18 protein-coding genes are annotated in these 25304 nt (G+C 46.6%); all 18 read right to left on the bottom strand.

All coding sequences use genetic code 11. The features are described 5' to 3' along the window. Positions 1–1041, bottom strand: coding sequence for a TIM barrel protein (locus tag DYADSP32_RS23590; protein ID WP_149240464.1), 1041 nt, complete (start codon positions 1039–1041; stop codon positions 1–3). A 147-nt stretch (positions 1042–1188) separates the two neighbouring features. After that, positions 1189–2403 (bottom strand): hypothetical protein, encoded by a 1215-nt coding sequence (locus DYADSP32_RS23585; RefSeq protein WP_149240465.1) that lies wholly within the window; start codon positions 2401–2403, stop codon positions 1189–1191. Positions 2404–2971: 568 nt separating this feature from the next. Continuing rightward, positions 2972–4045: an aldose 1-epimerase family protein gene (locus DYADSP32_RS23580; protein ID WP_149240466.1), complete on the bottom strand. Its 1074-nt coding sequence runs from the start codon at positions 4043–4045 to the stop codon at positions 2972–2974. A gap of 72 nt (positions 4046–4117) precedes the next feature. Then, the gene (locus DYADSP32_RS23575) at positions 4118–4936 is read right to left on the bottom strand and encodes an alpha/beta fold hydrolase (protein ID WP_149240467.1); all 819 of its coding nucleotides are present in this window, start codon (positions 4934–4936) and stop codon (positions 4118–4120) included. Positions 4937–5194: 258 nt separating this feature from the next. Then, complete coding sequence (locus DYADSP32_RS23570) at positions 5195–6022, bottom strand: sugar phosphate isomerase/epimerase family protein (RefSeq protein ID WP_149240468.1); 828 nt, start codon at positions 6020–6022, stop codon at positions 5195–5197. A gap of 66 nt (positions 6023–6088) precedes the next feature. Then, the gene (locus tag DYADSP32_RS23565; RefSeq protein ID WP_149240469.1) at positions 6089–6943 is read right to left on the bottom strand and encodes a sugar phosphate isomerase/epimerase family protein; all 855 of its coding nucleotides are present in this window, start codon (positions 6941–6943) and stop codon (positions 6089–6091) included. Positions 6944–7032: 89 nt separating this feature from the next. Continuing rightward, positions 7033–7806, bottom strand: coding sequence for a DUF1080 domain-containing protein (locus tag DYADSP32_RS23560; RefSeq protein ID WP_149240470.1), 774 nt, complete (start codon positions 7804–7806; stop codon positions 7033–7035). Between the two features lie 256 nt (positions 7807–8062). After that, entirely contained in the window at positions 8063–8971 is a 909-nt protein-coding gene (locus tag DYADSP32_RS23555) for an alpha/beta hydrolase (RefSeq protein ID WP_149240471.1), read from the bottom strand. 6 nt (positions 8972–8977) lie between these two features. Further along, positions 8978–11314 carry a hypothetical protein gene (locus DYADSP32_RS23550; RefSeq protein WP_414618003.1) on the bottom strand — a complete coding sequence of 779 codons (2337 nt, stop codon included), beginning with the start codon at positions 11312–11314 and terminating at the stop codon, positions 8978–8980. Between the two features lie 28 nt (positions 11315–11342). Further along, positions 11343–15377: a PVC-type heme-binding CxxCH protein gene (locus tag DYADSP32_RS23545; protein ID WP_149240472.1), complete on the bottom strand. Its 4035-nt coding sequence runs from the start codon at positions 15375–15377 to the stop codon at positions 11343–11345. Between the two features lie 118 nt (positions 15378–15495). After that, the gene (locus tag DYADSP32_RS23540) at positions 15496–17499 is read right to left on the bottom strand and encodes an alpha-amylase family protein (protein WP_149240473.1); all 2004 of its coding nucleotides are present in this window, start codon (positions 17497–17499) and stop codon (positions 15496–15498) included. Between the two features lie 240 nt (positions 17500–17739). Beyond that, positions 17740–18855, bottom strand: a complete 1116-nt coding sequence (locus tag DYADSP32_RS23535; protein ID WP_149240474.1) for a hypothetical protein — start codon at positions 18853–18855, stop codon at positions 17740–17742. Between the two features lie 244 nt (positions 18856–19099). Next, positions 19100–19648, bottom strand: coding sequence for a fasciclin domain-containing protein (locus DYADSP32_RS23530; protein ID WP_149240475.1), 549 nt, complete (start codon positions 19646–19648; stop codon positions 19100–19102). A gap of 214 nt (positions 19649–19862) precedes the next feature. After that, positions 19863–21017: a glycoside hydrolase family 130 protein gene (locus tag DYADSP32_RS23525; protein ID WP_149240476.1), complete on the bottom strand. Its 1155-nt coding sequence runs from the start codon at positions 21015–21017 to the stop codon at positions 19863–19865. Between the two features lie 165 nt (positions 21018–21182). Continuing rightward, positions 21183–21791 carry a YceI family protein gene (locus tag DYADSP32_RS23520; protein ID WP_149240477.1) on the bottom strand — a complete coding sequence of 203 codons (609 nt, stop codon included), beginning with the start codon at positions 21789–21791 and terminating at the stop codon, positions 21183–21185. Between the two features lie 134 nt (positions 21792–21925). After that, entirely contained in the window at positions 21926–22468 is a 543-nt protein-coding gene (locus DYADSP32_RS23515) for an alpha/beta hydrolase (RefSeq protein ID WP_149240478.1), read from the bottom strand. A gap of 28 nt (positions 22469–22496) precedes the next feature. Continuing rightward, positions 22497–23588, bottom strand: coding sequence for a formylglycine-generating enzyme family protein (locus tag DYADSP32_RS23510; protein WP_414618002.1), 1092 nt, complete (start codon positions 23586–23588; stop codon positions 22497–22499). Positions 23589–23617: 29 nt separating this feature from the next. Next, entirely contained in the window at positions 23618–25180 is a 1563-nt protein-coding gene (locus DYADSP32_RS23505) for a sulfatase (RefSeq protein ID WP_414618001.1), read from the bottom strand. Positions 25181–25304: the final 124 nt, after the last annotated feature.

Raw genomic sequence — 25304 nt, 5'->3', positions numbered from 1 at the left:
CTACGATTCCTGATACCAGCCGTGCGCCTGACGAACTTTCACCAATGCAGCCAGAATATCATTCCAGGTTTGCTGGTTGCCCATCACCGAATTCGGGAACATACAACCATCCCAGCAGATGTGGCGGAAAGCCTTGGTCAGCTCACCATTTTCATTACGGAGCCAATAGCCTGCATCGTGTGTGATGTCGAGTTTCCCGTTTGGATCCGTAGCCAGACAGTGGCGTCCTGTTTTATCATGAGAACCCGTTCCGTGCACCGTGCCGTCATTTTGCGCAACGTGAAAATCAAAGGTCCATGGACGCAATTTTGCTGTCATCGTTTTAAGCCCTTCTTCCAAAGCAGCTCTATCGCTCCATTGGAAATCCAAAGGCAGAATGCGATCCTCCGGACTGTTGTAACCCAGCAAATACAGGAATGTATGAGACATGTCTGCCTGAAAACCCATATTGGGACGATCCACGGCCTCCATTGTATCAATCATCGCTTTCCAGCTCTGCATACCTCCCCAGCATATTTCACCTTCCGCAGCAAGCTTTTCACCAAAATCTGCTGCAACGTCACAAGCACGACGAAAAGTTTCTGCAATTTGTTTGGTATTTCCCACGGGGTCAGCTGACCAAATTTCAGGAGAAACCGCCGAGTCAATACGGACCACGCCGCCTTTCCGAACACCCGCCTCACGAAGTTTTTGACCAAAAATACATGCTTTGCGAACCTGCTCTACAAATACATCGCGGGATTCCTGGCTTCCCAACGCAGACCCTGCCCACACGTTCGCAACAAGGCTCCCTATTTCAAGATTATAGCCACCTACCTTGTCGGCGAGCCGGCTGGCTCCGTCTTCACTATTCAGATACGGCCCGAGATGATCATCGAAAAGGCCGATATCGACGCCGTCAAACTTCACACCGTTTACATCCGCAGCAGCGGTTTTTTCAAGTAATGTGTCAAAAGGGATAATCGGTTCTGACTCTGAACCTTTACCAACAATACCAGGCCATGTGGCATTGTGGAGCTTGGGATAATTATTTTCTGGCATGTTTAGTAGCTTTTAGCTGTTAGCTGTTAGCTATCAGCTTGTTTGGTTAGGAAAACAACTAGGTACTTAAAACTTGATATTGCTTATGTAAACATTGACTTTCGGCAGTGGTAGAAAGCCTATGGCTCACTGCCGAAAGCCGGCTGCTTACAATACTAAATCCGGGTTCAACGGCCCGAAGTGCTTCAGAATCACAATGGGGTCATTGGCCGATGGATTGCTGATGACAACACCTTCTTTTGCTGCCTTTTCAGTTACAAAAAATTCATCGTTTGTCAGTTGTCCGTAACGGATCAGAGCGGGTGTCTCAATGTCCCAGTTACCGAATTTCCCGTGCCCCTGCATCACGATCATCCCGTATGCAGCAGCATCCGTAATGGTGACAGTCTGTCCCGGAAAAACGGTAAGTTCCTTGGCACTGTAAGCCTCGCTTTTATAACAGATCCAGTTTTCGCTATATCCTTCTGCCGCCATCTCAGCCACATCTTTTACCGGCTTGGGACGCATGAAGTGCTTTTCCATCAAATTAGGATTTACATTCAAATCCCAGTCGATCACTTCCATTAGCAGGTCATAATCTCCGATTCTGTCTTTCGGCGTTCCTTTCCAGAGCAACTCCTCCGGAATAATCGCCTCGTTGACTAGTGACTGATACATTGCAAAAATATCGGATGCCTTTTGAGGCTCATAGGTACACAAGCTGCCAGGGGCATGCAACATTCCAGGAGGAACATCCCAGCCTGTTCCAGGCTCCAGACGAAACGCCTGCGAGTAGTTGGTGATCTTATTATCACCCTTGGTGAAGTTCATCAGGCACTCCTTGATCTGTTCTTTGGAGGTGCCGGGAGCAATACCTATGAAAGTGTATGGAAAATCACCTCCGTGATTGTTTAGCTGTGGGGGGAAATAATATGCTTCAGGCTTTCCGTTCTGACCCACCATCGCGGCATGTTCGTCTCTGTGGTGGATATGGTGTGGCAATGGACCCATGTTGTCAAAAAACTTAGAATACATCGGCCAGCTTTTGTATTCATCCCAAAGACGGTCACCTATAATTTCGCCTTTAAGCTCGTTTACCGCGTCCCGCAATGTCACTTTCTGAACACCTGACTCATCTTCAAAAACGATCTGGCTCAAACCTTCATTTTCGCCGGTAAGTGGCCCATTCTCTGCGGGCGTGGTTGACGACAGCCAGCGTTCATCAATACCTCCACGCTCTCCACCCAAAACGTAATAATCATCCGGATGTAATTTTATTCTGCGACCAGGTACACAAAATGAACGCGGCACCCAGGTTGGAGCCAAACGTAATATTCCTTTGCCCTGTTCTAACGCCTTTTCGGCTATACTTGAAAGTCCCATTGGTTAATTTTTGAAATTTGGTTTAGTTATTATAGTTATCTTAATCTTACTTTCTTTACTTAGTTTATGCCATGATTTTGTCATCCTGAGCAAAGTTGTCAACCTTAGCGGAGTTATCACCCTGAGTAAATTTGTCTACCTTAGCGGCGGCGTCAACATTAGCAAAGTTGCCAACCTTAGCGGAGCTGTCACCCTGAGCCGAGCTTTCAACTTTAGCAGAACTGTCACCCTGAGCGGAGTCGTCAACTTTAGCCGAGCTGTCATCCTGAGCCGAGCTGTCAACTTTAGCGGAACTGTCACCCTGAGCCGAGCTGTCAACTTTAGCGGAACTGTCACCCTGAGCCGAACTGTCACCCTGAGCGGAGTCGAAGGGTAGGCCGCGATGATTGAATTATACACATTCCGGCCAGTGCTTCGACCGCAGCGACGGCCGCTCCGCTCAGCATGACAACCGCATAATCGTCACCGCACGGCGCCCCGCTCACGTTGTTTTTATGCAATATAATTACCGCTCAACCTGACCACCTAGTCGATATTTCCATCAAAGTTGGAAAACAATTATCACTCATTATAAACCAAAATCAACCAAAAACTCCTTAATCAACTCCTCATCCGTTATCACTTCCAGCTCCACCTCATACTCCCGTTTCTCACCCGGTTCAATAAACAGAAGTGTTCCATCTTTTCGAGCCTGCGCCTGACCGGAAAGCGGATGCGTACTTGGTTCCAATCCTGTTACGTATTCCCCTTTTCCCCAATGCTGCCAATTGGCAAACCAGGGTAATTGCTCCTTTTTAAACTTCATAGACACTGCGAGGCCGAGTCTGGAATTGTACAGACCAGCAACACTGTCTCCAAAAATATCTGCCTCTATATCCACCAAAACAACTTCTTCCCCTGATCCGAGATGATCAGCGATGGGTCCGGGGCATTTTTTGAAATTATTACCTTCTTTGAAAATCCGCGCATTTTCTTCCCCGTGCCTGGGATGCCATTTCCCTTTCCAAAGGAGGTCTGTACCATCATCCACCAGCGGATAGCCGAAGTTGAAATGATACAGCAACATGTGTGGCGCGGCTGTGTTGGCTTTGTTCATCACCTCATCATGAATCCGGATGGTAGCTTTTCCCAGCGTTGCCGAAATGGTCCTTTTCAATTCCAGGCTGGGGCCAAATGGTTTGGTTTCCCTGATGATACCCGTAATACTCATTTCCAGTTGACCTACCCTTGGATCAGGCTGGATGATCGAAATGATTTCAGCCGGTGTATTGCTGATCAGGCCATGCAACCCGCGGTCCCCAAACTCGTCTGATTCGGGACCTCCCACATGCGAAAGTCCGCAGGTTGTAAGCAATCCCCCTCCAAATGTCCTCAACCAATCAATTCCTCCATCTGAGAAAGGTTGTGGATAAGTAATGCCACCATGACTTAGCCAGGCAAGGCTATGCTGGTTGTAAAATGCATCGGCAATATCCATGGCCCGGTCAATCACCACCTTAAATCTCAGTCCGGTGCCCGTATTTACCCAGGCAATCCGCGTTCCTCTTCCAGCTCCATTATCCAATACGGAGGTTTCAATACCACCCAGTTGATAATGATTGGAGACTTTGTCTTTCCAGCTATCGTTGATCTGCCCCGGCATTTCCAATATCGAATATTTGTTAATGTGTAAAAAGCACCAAATTGGTCAATTTTACCAGTCAAGTTAAAACCTTTAATTTTCAAGCAGCCAGTTTCTCACCCTGGGGTTAAAATCTTCTGTATTTTCAAAATGAAACGCATGACCCAAGTGGTCATAAAGATATAGCTCCGCATCCTGGATGGCACCGGCTACTTCTTCGGCCATCCATACGGGTGTAAAAATATCTTCCCGACCACCTATGACCAATGTTGGTTTTTGAATTTTGATCAGATCCTTTAACGCATTGTGATTGATACACGCTGCAGCCTGCCCCTCCAATCCATGAAGTGGCTGTGGAAAAGCCCCAAAAGCATCCTGCATTCTGCCCTGTTCCAGGTCAGCATGTTTTTCATCATTGTCCCAGGTGGATTTCGAAAAGATCAGCAACTGGATATATAGGCTAAATTCCTCGGGTCGGAACCGGGCTTTTGCATTCATGATGTGTTGAAAAAGCCCCTTGGCATACTGATCACACCTGGCCCAGGGACACATTAGTACCAAGGAATGCACTTTATCAGGGTGCCGAATGGCTAGTTGCTGGGCGATGGTACTTCCCATTGAACAACCAACCACCTTTACCTTTTCAACTTGAATTGCATCCAGCAGCCCCGCATAATCATCAGCCATTTGTTCGGACGAGTATGGCCCGGCAGGCTTGTCGGTTAACCCCACACCACGGTTATCGCCCATGATGCATTTAAAATGATTTTGCCAATCAGCCACATGCACATTCCAAACCATCCCTGGAGCCGTAATGCCCATGATCAGTAAAACAGGAATATCATCGGTTGATTTTCCTGATCCACGTTGTTCATAGTAAAAATTTATTCCGTTGGTTTTTATTGTTGGCATATTTTTGGATTTTAGCGATCAGCTATTGGCTTTTAGCTGCGAAACGCTTCCTTGTCACATTCTATATTTCCGCTATGTTAGCGATTGGCTGTTAGCTTTTAGCGGCGGATCGCTACTAAAAACTTATGCAAATGTTACGCACCTTCGGCGCTTGTTACTTTTTATAGTTCCCGCCGTTGTTTCTGTCTTCTCAAATGATGGCGATTGGCTTACTTCCGGATGGCAAAAGCCAAAAACTGACCGCCCAAAGCCGACAGCTTATTTCAATCCCGGTATTAAATCTTCCTGAATCCACTTGCCATCATGCAAAGTCACGAAGTCGGGATCTTCGAGTGCTTCCTCGCCTTCGTCCTCACAAATAATCCATCCAGAATAGTTTATATCTTTCAGCCATTGGGTTACACCTAAAAGGTCCACTTTTCCTTTACCCATCAGGGTGAATTCCGGGTTGCCGTTCCAATCTTTGAAATGCACATGGTTGATCAGCGATTGATATTCTTTCATCTTAGTCAGCGGATCCATGCCCCCGTTGATGATGTGACCCACATCCGGCGTCCAGCCCGTGACCGCCGAATCAAGCGACTCGAGCACGATTTTATAGTCTTCCTCCGTCCGGATAATAGATGAATGGGGTGAATTGGGATGGTAACTACACGGTACACCTTTGTCGGCGGCCCGTTTGGAAACCGCGTTTACGATATGGATCAGATTCTGCTGACGCTGCACAATGTCGTGCCTGCCACTCGGGATCTGCACCGTATTGAGAACCGCCCCCGGGAACCGTTCCAAAACACGAATGGCGTGATCAGCCACTTCCCTTTCCCGCTCAGTTTCCTCCGGGTTATTCCAGTCAAGCGCAAGTGCCAGTGCGGCCAGTTCTATACCTTGTTCTTTCAATTTTCCCTCCAAAAGATCCGGATCAACCAGATCACCCATCCAGGTAAAAATCGGCTGAATACCGCTGAATCCTGCTTTGGAGATAATTTCAATCATGTGACCCAGACGGCCCTGATGCGTTTGCCCGTTACCGCTCATGAACCAGGTGTATACTTCAGAGCCGAATTTGAATGGAAGCGAATGTGACATGGTTAAGATTTAGGTTACTCCCGCGGCAATGCCACGGGTAAAAAGATGTAATTCTTAATTCTTAATTTAATGCAACCCATGCTTCATACTCATCTCCCGAATGAACCTGTAGCCATTTTCTGCTATATCCCATGGATCAGAGAATTCCCTCCACACGCCAATTGCATTGGCAAAATCCGGGTCGTTTCTTGAAAACGCCTCAATGGTAAGCCAACCCTTATAATTGATTTTGGCCAAAGAAGAGAACGCATCATCCCATAACACCTGCCCGTCACCCGGTGTACCGCGATCATTTTCGCTGATATGCACATGTGCCAGTACAGGTGCTATAATATCGAGTGCAGTTTCATATTTTTTTTCCTCAATGTTGGCATGATGCGTATCAAACATCGCCTTGACATTGGGATGATTTGCGGCATTGACGAGCTTGAGTAGCTGAGAGGTGGTATTACATAAGTAACATTCAAACCGGTTGAGTGCTTCCAGCGCAAACACGATATTGGCCTGTGCTGCATAGTCTCCCGCAGCGTGTAATACTTCACCGGCAAGGGCGTACTCCCATTCTTCGGCAGGACGGTTGACAAATCCGGTATGAGCTGAATGAAAAGGCCCGCAGATTATTCTGGCATTCAGATCATGAGCGCGGTCTACTGCCCATTTAATTTTATCCAGGGCTTTTGCTCGTATTTCGGCAGATTCGCTGATCGGATTATCTTCTTTACCTACGGTAATCACAGCGGTAGTTTCCATGCCGGCTTCTTTTGTAAAGTTGCCCATACGCTGGTAAGCCGAAGTATCCGGTGAACCGAGATAAAACTCTACGCCATCGTAGCCGATTTTTTTCAGCCTGTCAATGATGGGAAAAACATCATCCGATACGGCTGCAGTCCAGGCAAGTACATTAAATCCTATTTTATTCATTAAAAGAGCTGTTAGCGGTTAGCTACTGCGGCGATCGGTTGCACGGTGAGCTTAGATCCGCAGTTGAAAACTTTTTTATTGGGTCGAAATTATTGCTTAATGCGTAAGTCTTTGTATTCAACTTTCATAGGTGGACCTACGTGTACCTGAATACCCAGGTATCCGCTTGACTTTCCGTTAATGCCGTCATTATCGGTCACGTCGCTCATCAAAACCCCGTTGATAAAATGCTGCAAACGATTACCCTTCGCTACGATATGGAATTCATTCCAGTCCTCGCTCTTGATTTTGGTTTTCAGCTCGTCAGAAGTCCCAAGAGAACCTGTGACCGTCCTTCCAAGCCATGCATTGTTTTTCAAATTGGCCTTGAAAGCCTCTGGAGACTTATCGGTTGGATTATTCACTGTCACAATTTCGCCGCGATAGCCAAGTGTAGTTCTCTTCCGCTCTTCATAGTTTTGCCCGGTGTAGCGGACTGCCCCGTCAATATCAGCCTGATAACCGCGTAAGGCATTGGGTATGTCAGCTACCTTTTCACTGCGGTAATTAATTCCAGAATTCCCCTTTTCGGCAATTTTAAAGGATCCTTTTAGTTCAAAATCACCCGGCTCGCCTCCTTGCCAGATTATAAATGAATTGGTTTTCAATAGCGTTTCAGGGGTTATTTCGCCAACAAGGCTGCCATTTTCGACTCTCCAGTACTTGGTATCTCCATCCCAGCCTTTTAGTGTTTTTCCATCAAATATTGACTTGAACCCCTTCTCTTTCTTCTGAGCCACACATGAAACCTGGCCGATCATGATCAAAGCAGCCACAAGAGTTGCCGCCATGGTAAACATTCCTTTATTCTTTCTGCGCGTCATTGGGGTTGGTTTTTATAGGTTTAGCAAAACTTTAATTCCTCTTTTCTATGTATAACAAGAGCAATTTTCAAATATCATACTCTCAAAAAAAAAGAAAATAATATCCAAAAATTCCTAAAATAATCGACGCCACTATCCTGTACTGACCTGTACAGAACGGATGCCCAGCTTACAAGGATACGCACATACCCGTCTTTATCCTTTCACTAAGTCGTAAAGTGCACCACAACCTGGCATCACAACCCTCTGTGCCAATTCATTGTGCAAATTTCATCTGCCTCATCCAGTGAACACATCTCCCGAACCACTCTTCAAAACTTGGATAGGTTAAAAAGCCATGTTCGCCTTTGGAATAAATATGTAACGCTCCGTCAACCTGGTTTTCCCGTAGCTTTTGATAAAAACTGAGACTATTTGCAACTTGCACCACCACATCCGTTCCTGCATGCACCAGGAAAGCCGGCGGTGTGGAATGGTTGATCTGATACTCATTTGAAAATAACCGGATCTGCTCTGCCGATGGATTTTTGCCCAGTAAGTTTTCCCGCGAACCTATATGCCCGATACTGTCCGTAAAACTGATGACCGGATTGATCAGCAGCATAAAATCAGGTCTCAGGCTTGTGTTGCTACTATTGGGAATGTACATTTTATCGAAATGAGTACCTACCGTAGACGCAAGATGGCCTCCGGCTGAAAAGCCCATTACACCTATTTTGGTGGGATCCACCTGCCATTCTGTTGACATTTCTCTGACCATTTTAATCGCCTGCTGCGCATCCTGCAACGGACCGATGGACTGGTCAATCATTGTCCTTTCACTTGGAAGCCGGTATTTCACTACAAACGCATGGATGCCGAGCTTGTTGAAAGCCCTTGCCACGTCACTTCCCTCCCGCTTGATGAGCAATGTGCCATAGCCCCCACCCGGGAAAATAATTACTGCTGGCCCTGGAGAACCATTATTTGCAGGAGCTAAAAACACAGAAATTGTTGGCCGCGAAACTTTAAAAGCCAGCGAATCAACTTCCCTGTTTGCCTTTCGGGTCTCCTCGTCCGATACATTTTTTGCATTAGGTATCTGGGCAGGATATAGCGGCATAGTCCGCTGAGCAAATCCAGGAACTGCAACAGAAACAAATAATATAATAAGCAATTTATTCATTTTGTTTCAGGATTGGGTAAGACCTGGCAGCCAGCGATTCGTCAGATCCCGGCAGTTTATTACCTTTTCAACCAGATCCGACGGAATGTAGAAATAATGATTTGTAGCCTCAAAACCCAATTTTGAATTTCCATTTTGCAATACATTCATTCGTTTGGCAAGAACAATTTCTTTTTCCAGAATTTGTTGAAGCAAAGCTACCGTTGCTACCCGTTCTTCCTTATTAAGCCCGGCAATTCCATCCCTTATGCTAATGAATTCGATTTGATTTACGATGCTTCCATAGTGAACCGCCACCGTTTCTGCTATCTGGCATTCCTCCGTCAGGGCAGCTCTTTCAGCCAAAGATAAATTCATGGGACCGGTTCTTTTTTTCATAATGTCAAGGGCTTGACTGAACCCACCAGAAACTTTCTTCAACTGCGCTGCAAATATTTTTGACGGATAAATGGCGGTCCAGCTTTTCAGATCATCATAAGGAATGCCCACCATCGTTGCCCTGAATCCCGTCGGCTTCTCCCACAGAGGGTTTGCAGGCCCAACCTGAAAAGGTGCATTGTAAACCACCGCACCATGATAAGGGAATTCACTGAATGCCGTACTGAATGCGCTCCACGCTTCGACGACCGCCTCCGCCGCCTTTCCAAAAAGATTCCGGGCAACTTTGTGCATGGCCTGAAGCGGAGTAAAGTCAGGATTGGCGCCAATCACCGAAACCACTTCGAGATTGGGCGACGGGTAGCCACCCAGCGTCCATCCCAGCATGAGACCATCTACGCCGGCATCCCGCAGATTGACGGCATGTTTCGCTACATTTTCCAGGGCAGGAATATAAGGCACGGCCGCAATCTCCCAGGTATTTCCAGCCTGGATTTTGGCTATTGTTTTGAGCCCATTTTCCCGGGCAAGTTTCCAATGACGCAGCGCGCGCGGTCCGGGGCCCACCGTCGAAATAGAATATTCCCCCACTTTACTTCTAACTCCTCCCCTGTTGGTTTCAATGTCCCATTCACTAACGCTCATCAGCGCAGCCTGCTTTGGAAGCTGTGGGATAATCTGTTCAGCCAGTCCGTCTTTCCAACCCCAATCCCAAACGATCAGCTCAGGTTTACTTCCAGATGCGGCACTTTTTGCAATACCCATAGCGTAAAGATTATTCAATTCGGCGATCACCGTGCCTGCTCCCCTTTTGCCGCAGCGAGGGCATTCCGCTCCCCGCCCATGCGACCAGCAGTTGGTGTGATTTTCGGATGCGGTTATGGAGAAAAACCCGGCAAGATCCGGCACCCGCCGGGTAATCATGGCGATGGAATCGACCAGGTAACGCTGCACTTCGGGATGGCTGGTGCAAAGTGCAGCCTGCTCTCCAACCGTCACCCCCTTCAGTTCGGGGTACTTTTCAAAAAACTTTAAAGGCAGATAACGGGGCTCGTTCAGGTACAAATAAATTCCGATACCATGTTTTTTAGCCCTGACCACCAGATTCTTTAAGTTTTCGAGCCGCACTTCCCACTTGTCGCTCCATGACGGTTGCCACGGGAAAGGTGTAATCTTGCTGAGCACGATGTGCAGCCAGGTACCTCCCATTCCTGCCGCTACCATTCTGTCCAGATAGGCATCCGGGTAGGGATCCAGATCGGGTTCGAGCAGCGGATCACCAAATAACGCAAAGTAGGCGTAACCATAGCGATTGGCAAAACCGGAAGTGGTGACCGAAGGCCTGGTCGTAAGAGGCGCAGACAACTCTTTTACGAAATGAAACAATGGCTGTTCTGCCTTTGGGAATCCATTTGGAAACTCTTTTTTTATCACCTGAAACAACCTGTTCTCGGCCATGCGGACACGGGCGTCTGCCTCCTTGTATTTTATAACTTCACATTCGGGTTTGACACTGCCGAGTTTTATAAAAAAGAAATCGTCCTCCTGTAAGGTGAAGGTGAGCTTTTCATCATCCCAGCCCAATAGCTGCAAAAGTTGCTCCCTGGGCAAAAGGTGCCAGTTACGACGAATGATGGTCAGGTAGCTACGTCGATTCTGATCTTCCGGAATGGGCTCGGGAGCAGGCAGCCCCATTCGTTTTCCAAGATCCATGATGCTACGAGATTCGCAGCCAGCAACCATCGCCATACGTTCCACCGGCACTAAAAACCAGTTACGCCACACAAAGGCATGAAGCCGGGACGGAAAATGTGGAAAATCGACCGCCAGTTTCAAGTTCCTGTTTTTTGAAAAAGCCAATTTGGGCGTAAGAAGCATGCCGGCGCCAAAAAGGGCTCCACTGGCAATAAACCCACGGCGGGATAAGGACGATGTGCTTTTGTGGTCCGGGTTAAATATTTCCATTTGCAAAAATCATAATCACTTACACAATTCATTCAACTTCAAGTATGCCCTTCATCACCTGCCAATGACCTGGAAACGAGCAAATAAACGGATAAGCACCAGGTATCTCAGGCGCTATGAAATTGAGGCGAAAATTCTTCCCTGAATTGACCAACGGAGTAAAAAATAACACTTCGGGCATGTCAGGAACAAAATTCTTTTCGAAGCCATCTGTTAATTTCGCCATCGCATCGGCTGCTTCACCCACTTTTTGCGTAGTGCCGGGTTTGACAATAACCACATTGTGGGGCATAAGATCCGGATTTTCAAACAGGAGCGAAACTGCACGGCCAGGCGCCACGTCGACCTTTTCAACATCAAACAACATCTTTGCCGGTAATGCTGATATCCTGATTTCCAAAGTACCTGCACGATTTAAAACAGACAGCGCGCTCTTCCTTTCATTCTCCGGCAGTAAAGCGCTCAGCCGCTTTCCCAAATCGATCATCGTATCGAATTGCTCCGTCGTTTTTTGGTTTGCAGGCGCTTCCTTAATATAATTCAAAATCTGCCTCACTGCTGTTTCCGCATACGCTCCCGTCAATTCTTTGTCCGATTTAGAAGATATGATTTCCATCCCCAAATCAATATACGGCCCATCAGGTACAATCAGGCCAGATATCAGCGATATTTTCTCCGCATCTTTTCCGGTCATCTGAGCCAATACTCTGTATGCCGTCATGTTAACCGAATCCGCCGGGATTTTGGAGGTAAGTCCTTTCACCTCCTCATAAAATATTCCCTGAAGTGCCTCATCGTCCAATATTGAAATGCCATTCAGATAATTCGTCATGTTAACCGGATTTCGATCCGCCAGCCTTCGTGCCGTTTTATCAGACCCATCTGCCGTAATCAGTGCGGCATAGGCCAGGGCCTGAAGATTATTATGCTGTCCTTTGTCCAAAAACCGGACGATTTGACTTTTGCTTTCCTGCAAATGTGCCTGATCCTGTGTCAGTAAAATTTCAATAAGGTCCTTTTCTCTTTTTCTGAAATCCGCAAAATTTGCCTTAATCAGGTGACGACTAGAGATTGTTTCCAAAATCACTTCAACAGGCTTTTTCTGAGCCTGACCGGCGATTTGGACCAAGGCTGCCTCTTTTACCTTTTTACTTACCGATGGATGAGTAAGCAGCGACTCCAGGACAATTTTACTCTGAGGAAGGGCCAGCAGTTCATTTTCACTGGCGCGACTCAGCAGCCACCTGGCCGCAACCGGATTATCAGCCAGAAAGTCCTTATTCGTATTAAACGCAGCTAACCATTGCGGCTTTAAATACCCAAACGTTTCATTGATTGCATAATCCAGATAGTAATCCGTGGGATACCTGAATACGTCAGAAGCAGCCACAATAGCTTTTTCACCATCGAAATGACTTAAAGCAACAACAGCTTCCAGCCGTACACGGGGAGATTCGTCATGAATCCGCGCGCTCATAAGGGACAAAGCATCAGGAATCCGATCTTTCCAATTTGCCAGAACTTTTGTGGCCGCAGTACGCGCCCGAAAATCCTTTGCACCCAGCACCTGCCCTAACAACTCTGGATTCGGCCTGTCAAAATCCTGGTAAAGCCAAAGTGCTTCCAGTACGTTGTGCTCGTATTCCGGGTCGTTTTTATCCAGATTCATTACCCATTTCTCAAGTTCAGGAATTACCTTATCACTTGCCTCCTCGCGTAGAACCGCGCGTGACCGGTATCGGAACCGATCTTCATGAACTTTCAGGTTATCGAGTAGTTCACTTACACTTTGCCTGGAAACATCGGTCCGTTCCAAAACGGGCTTGTTTTTATAGGTGATACGCCAGATCCTGCCATGCAATTTGTCGCGCATGGGATCACGGGGTGGGTTTTCGCCATGCGATACGAGTGGATTGTACCAATCAACGATGTAAAGTGCCCCATCGGGCCCGAACTTCAGATCAATAGGTCGGAAATTCGGGTCGGAAGATTGCAGCATGGGTTCCACCTCCCTACTCGTAATGCCCGATCCGCTGGCGATGATCTGATGCTGCTTAGTCCCCTGAAATCCAATGTTGTTGTTAACCAGAAAATTACCCTGTACATCATCGGGAAACTGCCGGCTGGACACGATTTCAATACCTGCGGTAGGCCTCACCCGGGCGCTGGTAAACATATTGATTCTCGGGTGCTTGCCCGGATAGTCGACTTTGCCGGTCATGGGCGGCGCAAAATAGTTGGACCCATCGGACGCGTCACCGATCAGATGCATTCCCCACCTGTCGAAAACACTTCCCCAGGGATTGTAATACGGATAGGAAATATAATGCTGGAGCTTACCTGTTCTTGGCTCATAACGGTAGGTGGCTCCGCTATATGAGCGAACCGGACCATACGGGGTTTCCACCTGGGTATTTAAAAATGTTCCTTCATTAAAATACAAAGCGCCATCCTGCCCATAGGTAAACGCGTGGGTTGCGTGGTGGCTGTCCTCAGAACCAAAACCAGTCAGGATTACTTCCCGCAGATCCGCCTTTCCGTCTCCATCGGTATCTTTGAGGAAAACGATATCAGGTTCCTGAGAAACCAGAACGCCTCCATTGTAAAATTCAAACCCAAGAGGAAGATATAAGTCATCTGCAAAAACGGTGTGCTTGTCCGCCTTGCCATCCCCATCGGTGTCTTCCAGAATTAGTATCCGGTCGTGTACCGGAATACCTGGAAAATATTGCGGATAAGTGGGCATGGTGGCTACCCATAATCTTCCTTTTGCGTCAAAATTCATGGCAACCGGCTTCTCAACAGGAAAATCTTTTTCAGACGCAAACAGGTTGATTTCATAGCCTGCGGGCAATGTGAAACTTTCGGTAGTCGCAGGCCAGCTTTTTGCTACATGCGCGGCGTGCGCTCCCATGGCATGCGCCTCCCCCTGTCGGCCGGTCATGATCACTTGCGGAATATGGCTCAATGCCACCGCCTTGCCACGTTCATCAACGATCTCCCTTGCCCGCTTATAACCTTCATCTCCTGTGTCTTTGCCCAATCTCCAAATGACGGTATCGAGCGCCGCTGTCATAAATGTTAATTTTTTCAGTTCTGGCGGAAAGGAAAGCACGCCGAAGGGCTCCCTCCTTCTTCCATAAATATATTCGCCATTTACAGCTCGCCACCTGTAGAAAAAGTGGTCGTCCTTCATTTTTATGACCTCTCGTAATCTCCTCGCATTCAACGTTGTATAATTGAGGTTTATATGTCTTTTGTGAAAACCCAACTGACGCGCCATCCACCTTGCCGCTTCCTTGTATCCCTGGTCCGTTAAGTGAATGCCATTGATGGTAAGAGGAGCCTCGGGGTGGGCAATCATCCACTCCAGCGATGGGGTAAAAAGATCCAGGAACAAAGCGTTGTTTTGCCGCGCCACCTGCTGCATGGCATTGGAATAAAGTTTCAGATTATGATTGTGTGTCTCGGGTTTGGGATAATGCCCACCCAGATCCTCATGTGCAATGGGTGAAACCAGGATAAGCTGCGGTGCAGAATGACCGTTGTATTTCTGGCCTGAAAGGGCATGCATGAAAGTCTGTAAATCCTTCTCGAATTGCGGCAAGCCTGCTTCCCCTTTGAAGGATTCGTTCATCCCGAAACACAGAAATATAATGTCCGCTTTCTGCTCTGTCAGATCCTGATGAAGACCGGCGAAATTGAGTGCCACAGGCATTACTATTTTTTCTCCTTCAAATTTGTAGCGCTTAAAGGATACCTCTTTGGATTCATCGGTGGACCTGGCATCACTATTCCGGAAACCTGGAAAATTCAGCGGCCGGGGTTGCAGCCCCACCTCATCGGCACTCCATCCCATGTTACGCACCGTAAGTGCTTTACCCTGAAAATTCTTTTGCAGCAACGTTTCGAAATACCCGTAGTGCCGCATTCTATCGGCAAAGGTGTTGCCCAGCAGAATAATGCGGTCCTGTTTCTGAGGATTAAAACTTTGCGCACGCGCGCTGAATCGAGAACAAAAGCAAATCGAAATGTACAGGAGAAATTTTGCGGCGCGTATCATCTTCCGTTAGGGGTTATTAAAAATAACAATGGATTTGAAACCGACCAGCCATGCAAAGGCCACGAAGCCAGCCGCCTGCACGAAGTGCCTGTTCTGAAAAGCTTACGCTATTACCAGCCTACTCTATTTCAATCATGCTGTGCACTTTAAGCTCCGGCACCCTGACCAGGACATTGCCGTTCTTATAGGTATAGGGCAGCTTGGTGTTGCCCGGTTGCAGTCGAACGCTTTTAGGCGTTTTGGTCCAACGCACCGATACGTCGATATTGGCTAAGGGTGCTACCTCCTCATAAACCATCACCGTGGGATTATCGTGAGGGCCGTTGGTATTGATCAAATGAACATACAGTTTTCCATTTTTCTTACTCACAACCTGATGCAGGTTTTCCGAGCCTGAAACTTTTGACATCAGCCATGGATCCATGGTTTCCACCAGGGATTTGATCAACTGCGGAACCAGCGGATTTTTGTTTTTGATATAAAAATTACCCGAATTCATGTAAACGCCAGCAATTTTCCCTTTCCCGAGGGAGCGTATGGTCGCCAACGGACGGTCGCCCGGAAAGCGGGCGTCGTCTTCCTTCATCTGCATGCCCACACTTTTGGTATCCCTGAGTGGCTGTACCGGCTGAAAATCGGTTTTAACTATTACGTTCTGATTTTTGAAACCAGCAATAAAGGAACTGTCCTTTTGGACATTACCAATAAACGAAACCCCAAGCGGTTCTATAAAGTCTTTCGTTGCCTGGGCTCCTACCACGATCAGATTACCGCCATTTTCAACATATTGCCTTAACCGCTTATGCATGGCCGGATCAATGTGTTCCCATTCAGGAAGCACCAGGACAGGATAATCCTCCATCCGGCCATCAAGCTGGTGATCCATCAGGATATCCACTGGTAACTGACTATCCAGAAGCATATTGAGATTCCCCTTCATAGCGCCCTGCGAATGCGACGTGTACAAATTGTTCACCGGAACTCGTTTCCAGGCATAAGTAGAATACAGTAACCCAATTTGCGGTACTATTTTCCCCTCAAAACAAAACGCCTTGCGTTCATTGGAAAACTTGATTACGTCGGCCATTTTTTTGAAAAGATAAGGCTCCGGCGTTCCGTCCCGATTCTGCTGCCAATAAGTTTGAAATCCGCCACCCATGGCCAAAACTTCCGCAGCCTCCTGCTGCATTTGAGGAACCGACTTGGTTGCTTTAAGATTATTTTTCCAGGCAAATGACCAGGACATCAAATCCCAGGGCTTTCCCTGTAATGCCAGACAACGGCTTTCAAATGCGGAGCTGTACAGACTGTTGGTACCTGCCACGTCACCCGAAAGGAAGTCAACCGGCACGTCCACCTTCTCGGGCATCATGGACGAGAAGGACCAGTTGCTGGTGATCTTAAAATCAGGATTTGCGGCATGTGCCGCGTTCACATAATTGCCAATGTATTTACGAAACAGGGCCCTGTTGAACTCCATCCATTCAAAATAATTGGGTTCGGTCGATTTTCGCGGAATGTTGGTGATTCCGGTTGCCAGGGTAAATGCTTCCATGACTTTGGGGGAATAATCGTTGCCGAGTATCCAGCAGTCACCATCAATCCAGGCACCGTCCAACTTATATTCCCGCGCAAGTTCAGCCAGTTGGGGCTCCATAAGCCTTGATGGATAATCCCCCAGCAGAGACACGGCATTTTTATCCCGGCTGCTATCCGCATTGATCCTCGCCCACTCGGGATGCAATTCATTTGCACGGGTATCCCATACACCCGAATAGTGCACAAACAGAGGGACTCCGTGCTTATTGGTCACCTCGCGCCATATTTTCATAATGTCTTTTTTGAAAGCAGGGGGCGTATTCCCCACCTTGGTAGGATAGCTGGAAATACCTGCATGCCCCTTACAATCAACCTGAATAAAGTCGGGTTTGACCATAGACAACAGAGTATCGATCATGGAGGCCGTAAAAGTTTGTCCAATCGCGGTATCAGCCAGCTGTGCATGAAAGTCGAAATGGAGACCGGCAAAACGCGGCTTGTCTTTTTTGATCGCCTGTCCCTGGACTGTTGTAAGGCTGGCCAGCGATGAAAGGATCAGGCAAAAAAGGATAGTCTTTTTCATTTGCAAGAAGTCGGATAAGGGGAAAATTGCCAAGGATTGTGATGACTCACCATAGCTAGAGGGTTACCAGTGACAAAGTCTACTTATTTGGTACGCCCAAATGGGTAAACAGACTACAAAAACCTGATCAAAATGCTTCAAACACTGTGACAGATCCGGACTCTCCTCACCACAACGACAATAACCTGATTGATCCCATCAACCGACAACTTGGGCTAAACCTTGGAAAATAACTGTATTTCAATAAAAATCGAAATCTTGTTCTTTCGGAATTTTATAGGTTTTGAGATATGATTTAACCTGATGCACATCGCTCCATAGCGACAGCTCACTTTTAGTCATCTTCAATTCCCTTTTAAATTCCCTCAGATCCTGATTGAACTTAAAAAACAGCGTTTCGATAGAATTGATTCGATAAGGGGGTATGTCAGATAATTGGGCAAGTCCCTCAACAACACTGTTTTTCTCCTGCTCAAGGTCAGTCAACTGCTGCTTTAAAATCTTGTTATAATAAAGTAGCTGCTCATCTGCGAGCGTTTCCAAGTGGTCCTGATCAATCCTATTGAACTCCATCTGAAGTTTCAGCAGACTCAAGAGGTCGTTGTCATTGTATGCCTGCGTGACCCGTTGCATAATTTCCGTTTTACGCTCCTTCTCCGCATCGTCCTTTTCTCTGTCGGGATGAAACGCCTTCACAAGGTCCATATACACCGATCTTACCGATTTGGTTAGTTTTTGTTCCTGTTCCTTCTGCTTATCTTCCTTTTCCTGTTGTTTCTGTGTTTTTGGTCTTTGGGCTCGTTTTTCCTGTTTCAGGCGCTCCTCTTCCTCCCATGCTTCCTGTTGTTCAGACAACTTTCTGAACATCTGCTCCTGAAATTGCTCCGGGGTGGAAATATCTTCGTCATCATCAAAATCAACGCCAAACATGGAGGCCATTTGTTTTGCCATTTCCGCCGCTTCAAGCTCTGCCTCAGCATCCATGGTATCAAAATCAACGTCACTATACTTATTAAAAATAGGCTTCAAGTCGTCAAAACCATAATCTTTGATCAATTCGTAGCTCAGGTCGGTTATTAAATGGGCCAGTTTTTTATGATCCACTTTTTTCAAAAGCTTATCGGAGTACACCCGATCCATTCCCCTCACCATCTCGGCCTTGGCAGCATTCAGCTCAGTTAATATGGGCTTCCATTCTTTATCAATCCTTTGCTGCAACTGCTCTCCACCTTTGGTAAGATCCGATATCATCTTACCAATCTGCTCTATCCTTTTGGTCAGCCTGTTAAACTCTTTCTGTCGCTTGCTTAATGCAGCCTTTTGAGCACCTATGTGCAGAAGATTAGATTTGAACATTGTTGTAAAAGAATTGAACACCATTTTCCAGTTACCAAAAGTAAAACTGAATGATGCAAACCCCAAAAAATGGTTGAAATTAGCTCAAATTCCAGAAACCATACCTGGTGGCCGGCCAGCATCATCGTCCATCTTTGAACGTGACTTTATATTCATTTCGGGTTCAATAAACACAAGAGCGGGGAAGTCCATGAGACCACCCCGCTGAGTTAACACTATCATCAATCCTTAACTAGTCTTCACCTTATGGCATCAAAACTTTGTCGATGACATGTATCACGCCATTTGACTGGTACACATCTTTGGTTGTAACCATGCCCATATTACCTTTTGAGTCCGTAACAATGAGGTTCTTGCCTTTCATCGAAAAAGTCAATTCCTCACCTTGCACGGTTTTTGCCATCGTTTTACCGCCGCCATCTTTGATCATTTTCATCACCGCTTTTGAATCCACTTTACCTGGAATCACATGGTAGGTAAGCACACTGGTGAGCGTGCCCTTGTTTTCAGGCTTCAACAAATTATCCACAGTTCCGGCTGGCAGGGCAGCAAAGGCCGCGTTGACAGGTGCGAATACGGTGAAAGGACCCTTACCTGAAAGTGTTTCCACCAACCCGGCCGCTTTGACAGCTGCCACCAAAGTGGTGTGATCTTTGGAATTAACTGCGTTTTCAATAATGTTTTTGGATGGATACATGGCTGCTCCGCCAACCATTACCGTTTTTTCTTTTTGTGCAAATGCTCCGAAGGAAGCGAATAATGCAAATGCCAATAGCGTGTTTTTGATTTTCATTGGAAATAAAAGTTTGATTTAATTTCCATGACATACGCCGGTACTATTGGATTTAGATTGAAGGATCAATAAAAAATATGGAATTAAAACAAATGCGCAACACGTCGAACCCGGAAAATCCTTGCTGACACCCTGTTCAGCTCCCATTCCAGTCGCATATTTCTTTCTGATTCTGAGCGAATCTTCAAATTATTGTATCGAATAAAACTGTCGGCTACCTGCTTTCTGAAGGCAACGGATCGCCCATAGTTTTAGCCTTCGGATCGTATACCGCAACTCCAACCCGCGAATCAGCGCAACCATAGTAAAGTAGCCATTTCTTCTTAAAATAGACCAACCCTTCCAAAAACACGGTTCCAGCCACATACTGCCCACTTTTTTCGAATGCTTCCATGGGTCTGAAGAATGGCACGTCCATCCGGGCCAAAACTTTCGTTGGGTCATTCTTATCGAACAACACCTGACCGGCGCAGTAACTGTTTGGCGTAAACCGCCTGTCTCCGTCAGCTCCTTTATCGTTTTTTCCATTGTATAAAAGCACGATACCCTTTTCGGTCAGCAATGCCGGAGGGCCACATTCGGTGAGATTGCTGTCAAAAAACCCTTTTCTGGGTGAAATTAAATTGACCAGATTCACCTCTTTATCTACCACCGGTTCCCAGTTGATGAGATCTGTGGAAGTTGCCACATTGACATTAGCTTCTCCGAAATAAAGCCAGTATTTCCCATTGACTTGGGTAATCACAAGCTTATCGCCCTTCAATTTGGTCAGGATGGAAGCGGACTTTGACCATATTTCGTTGAATTTTCCGTTGTAAGCCTTCTTAAATGCCGGCCCGTGTTTTTTCCAGTTGATCAGATCCCTGGACGTTGCCACGCCGACTCTCGCTTTATCCTGATTCCATTGGGTGTAAAAAATCACATATAGCCCGTCTTCTGTGACGGCTACCCTGGGATCTTCACATCCACCAGGCCATTCATTTTCCTTTTGACCATCTTCCGCAGGGAACAGCACCGGCGTTTTTCTTCTTGTGAAGGTAACACCGTCCGTACTTGTTGCATAACCTATTCTGGATGTACGTTTACCGATGGCCCGCCCAGCCTTATCTTCCGCACGATACAGGACCACAATTTTACTATCTTTAATGATTGCGGCAGGGTTAAATGTGTCATTGGACTCCCAATCCACCAGTTTTTTATTCATAGGATCCATAAACCGCGTCGTGCTGTCGGGAGCGATTACCGGATTTACACCAGCAGGCCGCACAAAGCCTCCCAGCGCCCAGTCGGGTAACGGATTATCCTGTGCCTGGATGAAACCGGAAAAATAAAATACAATTGCTAATAAGTTGATGACAGCGTACCTCATAGGTGCGTTTGGTTTTATGTGATAAGGTTTAAAGATATGTTATTTAAAGACTTCATGCTTCAAGTCTGGCACTTTTCGAATAAAAAATAATATAAAACAAAAATCCTGCCCGATATCTAAATCAGGCAGGATTGAGCTAAAAGCCAATGGCAATTCGCTTATGGCTTATTTATTAGCAACCAGGCTTACCTCCAAGGTAAAATCGTTGTCAATGGCTTTGTCACCCAGGTTTTCGAAAAAGTTCGTAGAGCGGAACTTGATGTCGTATTTGGTTCTGTCCACGACAATCTTAGCGTCAGCGGTCATTTTTTTACCGTCAGACTTCACAGTAGCCGGGAATTTCACTTCGTTGGTGATTCCTTTAATGGTCAGTTTGCCACTTACATCATAAGCACCCGCACCTTTAGGCGTTGCTGATGTGATCACAAACTTAGCCTCAGGATGCGATTCCACCGAGAAAAAATCAGGGCTTTTGAGGTGACCCGTAAGTTTACCGTTCATCTCGGCGTCTTTTACGTCAGTTACCGTAAGATTTTTCACATCAAATACAAAACTGCCACCTTTCAACTTATCTCCATCCACAACGAGTGAGCCACTTGTCAAAGGAATATTTCCTGCGTGTGTCCCCGTTACTTTTTTGGCACCCCATACCAATTTACTGCTTTTGGCATCTACTGGCAATGTTTTGTCTTTGGCGGTTGAGCCAGGGCCATAAGCCATAACAGCTGCATTCATCATTACTCCTGCTAACAAGAATCCAAATACTTTTTTCATAGTCATTGTTTCATTTTGGTTTGAATAAGATTTCCACTAAGATAAACAGATATTAATTCATATAAATTGTGTGCGCGTCAAATAGCGTAAAGCAACTATTGATTCCGATGAAGTTACCTGCTCGTACTATGTCCCTAGTCAAGCGCTTCAAGTGTTTTCAAAATGGCTTTTCCCTGAGGCCAATCACCCAAGCCCGACACCGCATTGATGTGCCCTTGGTTTCCTACATTGATAAACTCGCTGCCCCAGTCATTCGCAAATTTTCTAGACCTTTCCAGTTCCGCATACATGTCATTGGTACTCGCCACCACAATGCTTTTGAACGAAAACCGCATGGAGGGAATCGGCCTGAATCCCACCACAAAGGCCAGTCTTTTAGACAGTTCCGCATCTGCCGGCGCCACGAGCAAAGCCCCTTTAATCATAGGAGACGAATACTCCCGGGCCCAATGTGCGACGGTGATGCAACCCAGGCTATGCGCAATCAGTACAGTAGGTTCCTTTAATTTCCTGATGTCCTCCTCTAGTTTCCCCACCCATTCATCTTTAACCGGCCAGTCCCAGTTGACCTGCTGGACTCTGGTGAAAAGGGTCGGAGATTGCATCTCCCAAATCGTTTGCCAATGATTTGGCCCCGAGCTGGCCAGTCCGGGAACTGTCAAAAAACGCCTGGTCATTCAATTGAAATTTGTTGATAATTTAATATTAATTTGTTTTCCTACCATCCTTCACACACCTAAATCCGAGATTATTGCTGCCACTGGTTTTTTCTCCTTTTCCACGGCTACCCGCTTTGTAACGAATACAGTATTCGTCACTGCAAAGAAAAGAGCCTCCGCGCTGAACGTGTTTCACGGCACCAGGCTCATCCGGGTCGTAACTATCCGAGGGGCCTTTCGGGTTTTTAGCCGGGCTTACCTGATAGTAGTCGGGCCGGTACATATCCAGACACCATTCCCATACGTTGCCATCCATATCATACAATCCGTAGCCATTGGCGGGAAAAGTTTTCACGGGCGCCGCACCGATGAAGCCATCTTCCTTCAAATTTTTATCGGGAAAGCTGCCCTGATAAATATTGGCAACCCATTTGTTCCCGGGCTTTAACTGATCGCCCCAGTAAAACGTATGATTTCCTTTCCCTCCCTGGGCTGCATATTCCCACTCTGCCTCGGTAGGCAATCGTTTACCGGCCCACTTTGCATAGGCAGAGGCGTCCTCAAAAGACACGTGAACAACAGGCTGATTTTCCCGTCCTTTGATCGAACTACCCGCGCCTTCCGGATTTGCCCAGTTAGCGCCCGGCGTATAGTTCCACCATTGTAAAGGGTTATCCAGCGAAACTTTGGAAGGCGTAGGTGTGAACACCGCCGATCCAGGTACAAGCTTGTCGGCCGGTACACCGGGAAAGTCGGCCGGATTGAGTGGCCGCTCCGCCACGGTTTTGTATTTTGTAGCTGCTACAAATAGGGCAAATTCCGCGTTGGTCACTTCGTGTTCATCCATATAAAACCCATCCACCGTTACCTGGTGCATAGGCCTGGAATCTGGAAAATCATCTGATCCCATTAAAAATTTGCCCCCAGCGATCCACACCATTCCGGTGCTATCGTTTCGGCCGGCGGCGGTAACGGTTTGCGCTTGCAGGATTGCAGACGCCCGCGACGGCATTCCATCCGCTATACATTTGGCCAGACTGTCTGCTGTTTTTTGCTCTGCCGTCCTTTTGCTCTCACAGGCCACCAGGCCAAGCGTCACTAGCACCACTGCAATCCATAGCATAGCCGTTTTACTCATACATCTCATAGGCTGATTCTCCTTCTCAATTACTTTTTTGCTGCAGTGAATATCTTTATTGCTTCCTCATCCTTATACTGAACCATCAAAGATTCCAGTTTTTTACGCAGGTCGGCCGTAATGGTTGCGGTGCCCGCCTTGCCATAAATATTAGAAATTTCAGTTGGGTCTGTTTCCAAATCATAAAGCTCCCAGGAAGAGATACCGCCATAAAAATACGCAAGCTTGTACCGGGAAGTGCGCACTCCAAAATGAGGATGTACATGGTGTGGCTCTGGGAACTCGTAGTAGTGATAATAAGCCTCTTTCCGCCATGGAACCTTGGCCTCACGTGGCGATTTCAGCAACGGCAGAAATGACTTTCCCTGGATATCCGAGGGTATTTTCGCCCGTGCTATATTCAAAATCGTTGGCGCCCAGTCTATGTTTGCGATCAGGTCGCTCACTTTGGTACCGGGTTTCACCACACCAGGATAACGGATGACGAAAGGCGTTTTCAGCGATTCTTCATAAATAAACCGCTTGTCGAACCAGCCATGCTCACCCAGATAAAAACCCTGATCGGAAGCATAAATTACCACAGTATTTTTGGCAAGCCCTTTCTGATCAAGATAATCGAGCAACTTACCAATGTTACGGTCCAGGGAATTGGCAGTAGCCAGATAATCTTTCATATACCGCTGATATTTCCACTCCACCAAAGCCTTACCAGTGCGTTTTTGATCTTCATAATCCTTAGTAATCTTGTCATAATAGCCTTTAAACACTTTTCTTTGCTCAGGATTTAACCTTTTATAAAGATAGTCTTTGTCGTAATCGACCCCGACCTTGAGGTCCAATTTAAGGCGCATCGTTTTATCAATACTCATATCCTGTTTAAGTGCTGCCTCTCTTCCTTTGTAATCATCGTAAAATGTAGCAGGCAAGGGAAAATTGATGTGGTCGTAAGCGCCCAGATCCTGTAAATCGGGCATCCACTCCCGGTGAGTAGCTTTGTGACCAACGATCAGAAAGAAAGGCTTTGAAATATCCCGCTTTTCAATAAAATCCGTGGAAAACTTAGTGATCAAATCCGATACATAACCGGTGTACTTCGTTGTATCATTAGGCTGACTGATAAATTGGGGATTGTAATAAAATCCCTGGTCAGGCAAAACGTTCCAATAATCAAATCCGGCAGGCAAGCTGTTGAGGTGCATTTTCCCGACCCAGGCCGTTTGGTACCCACTTTTCCTCAGTTCTTTCGAAAATAAAGTCTGAGTAGTGTCAAATCGGGTTCTGTCATTATTCCTGTAACCATTCATGTGGCTATACTTTCCTGTAAGTAAAGTTGCCCGGCTGGGGCCACAAATGGAATTGGTTACCAAATTATTGGTCAGAATGGCACCCTCACGGGCTAAGCGGTCAATATTTGGGGTTTTCGCTATTTTATTGCCATAGGCTCCTATTGCCTGGTAAGCATGATCGTCGGAAAATATAAAAATGATATTCGGTCTCGACTCCTGTGCGAAAACCGGGTACAAACAGCCCAGAAGCAAGCAAGCGAGTGTGTAAAAAGTAAGAAACCTTCGAATGGAGAAAGATGTCATCATGTAAATGGGCGGTTGAGCATGCAAAAGCAAATGTTTTGAATAAAATACTATTACTCTATAATATTAGTAGACAAAGTAACAGGTTTATACCATTATTACCAACTTTTGCGGATTGTTCTCCCAA

The organism is Dyadobacter sp. 32 (assembly GCF_902506755.1).
GTDB lineage: Bacteria > Bacteroidota > Bacteroidia > Cytophagales > Spirosomataceae > Dyadobacter.
This window is presented reverse-complemented; position numbering and strand designations above follow the sequence as displayed.

Bases quoted from the DNA above. Each gene is read 5' to 3' on its own strand.
- DYADSP32_RS23590 (WP_149240464.1), bottom strand. From the start codon at position 1,041: ATGCCAGAAAATAATTATCCCAAGCTCCACAATGCCACATGGCCTGGT.
- DYADSP32_RS23585 (WP_149240465.1), bottom strand. From the start codon at position 2,403: ATGGGACTTTCAAGTATAGCCGAAAAGGCGTTAGAACAGGGCAAAGGA.
- DYADSP32_RS23580 (WP_149240466.1), bottom strand. From the start codon at position 4,045: ATGCCGGGGCAGATCAACGATAGCTGGAAAGACAAAGTCTCCAATCAT.
- DYADSP32_RS23575 (WP_149240467.1), bottom strand. From the start codon at position 4,936: ATGCCAACAATAAAAACCAACGGAATAAATTTTTACTATGAACAACGT.
- DYADSP32_RS23570 (WP_149240468.1), bottom strand. From the start codon at position 6,022: ATGTCACATTCGCTTCCATTCAAATTCGGCTCTGAAGTATACACCTGG.
- DYADSP32_RS23565 (WP_149240469.1), bottom strand. From the start codon at position 6,943: ATGAATAAAATAGGATTTAATGTACTTGCCTGGACTGCAGCCGTATCG.
- DYADSP32_RS23560 (WP_149240470.1), bottom strand. From the start codon at position 7,806: ATGACGCGCAGAAAGAATAAAGGAATGTTTACCATGGCGGCAACTCTT.
- DYADSP32_RS23555 (WP_149240471.1), bottom strand. From the start codon at position 8,971: ATGAATAAATTGCTTATTATATTATTTGTTTCTGTTGCAGTTCCTGGA.
- DYADSP32_RS23550 (WP_414618003.1), bottom strand. From the start codon at position 11,314: ATGGAAATATTTAACCCGGACCACAAAAGCACATCGTCCTTATCCCGC.
- DYADSP32_RS23545 (WP_149240472.1), bottom strand. From the start codon at position 15,377: ATGATACGCGCCGCAAAATTTCTCCTGTACATTTCGATTTGCTTTTGT.
- DYADSP32_RS23540 (WP_149240473.1), bottom strand. From the start codon at position 17,499: ATGAAAAAGACTATCCTTTTTTGCCTGATCCTTTCATCGCTGGCCAGC.
- DYADSP32_RS23535 (WP_149240474.1), bottom strand. From the start codon at position 18,855: ATGTTCAAATCTAATCTTCTGCACATAGGTGCTCAAAAGGCTGCATTA.
- DYADSP32_RS23530 (WP_149240475.1), bottom strand. From the start codon at position 19,648: ATGAAAATCAAAAACACGCTATTGGCATTTGCATTATTCGCTTCCTTC.
- DYADSP32_RS23525 (WP_149240476.1), bottom strand. From the start codon at position 21,017: ATGAGGTACGCTGTCATCAACTTATTAGCAATTGTATTTTATTTTTCC.
- DYADSP32_RS23520 (WP_149240477.1), bottom strand. From the start codon at position 21,791: ATGAAAAAAGTATTTGGATTCTTGTTAGCAGGAGTAATGATGAATGCA.
- DYADSP32_RS23515 (WP_149240478.1), bottom strand. From the start codon at position 22,468: ATGACCAGGCGTTTTTTGACAGTTCCCGGACTGGCCAGCTCGGGGCCA.
- DYADSP32_RS23510 (WP_414618002.1), bottom strand. From the start codon at position 23,588: ATGAGTAAAACGGCTATGCTATGGATTGCAGTGGTGCTAGTGACGCTT.
- DYADSP32_RS23505 (WP_414618001.1), bottom strand. From the start codon at position 25,180: ATGATGACATCTTTCTCCATTCGAAGGTTTCTTACTTTTTACACACTC.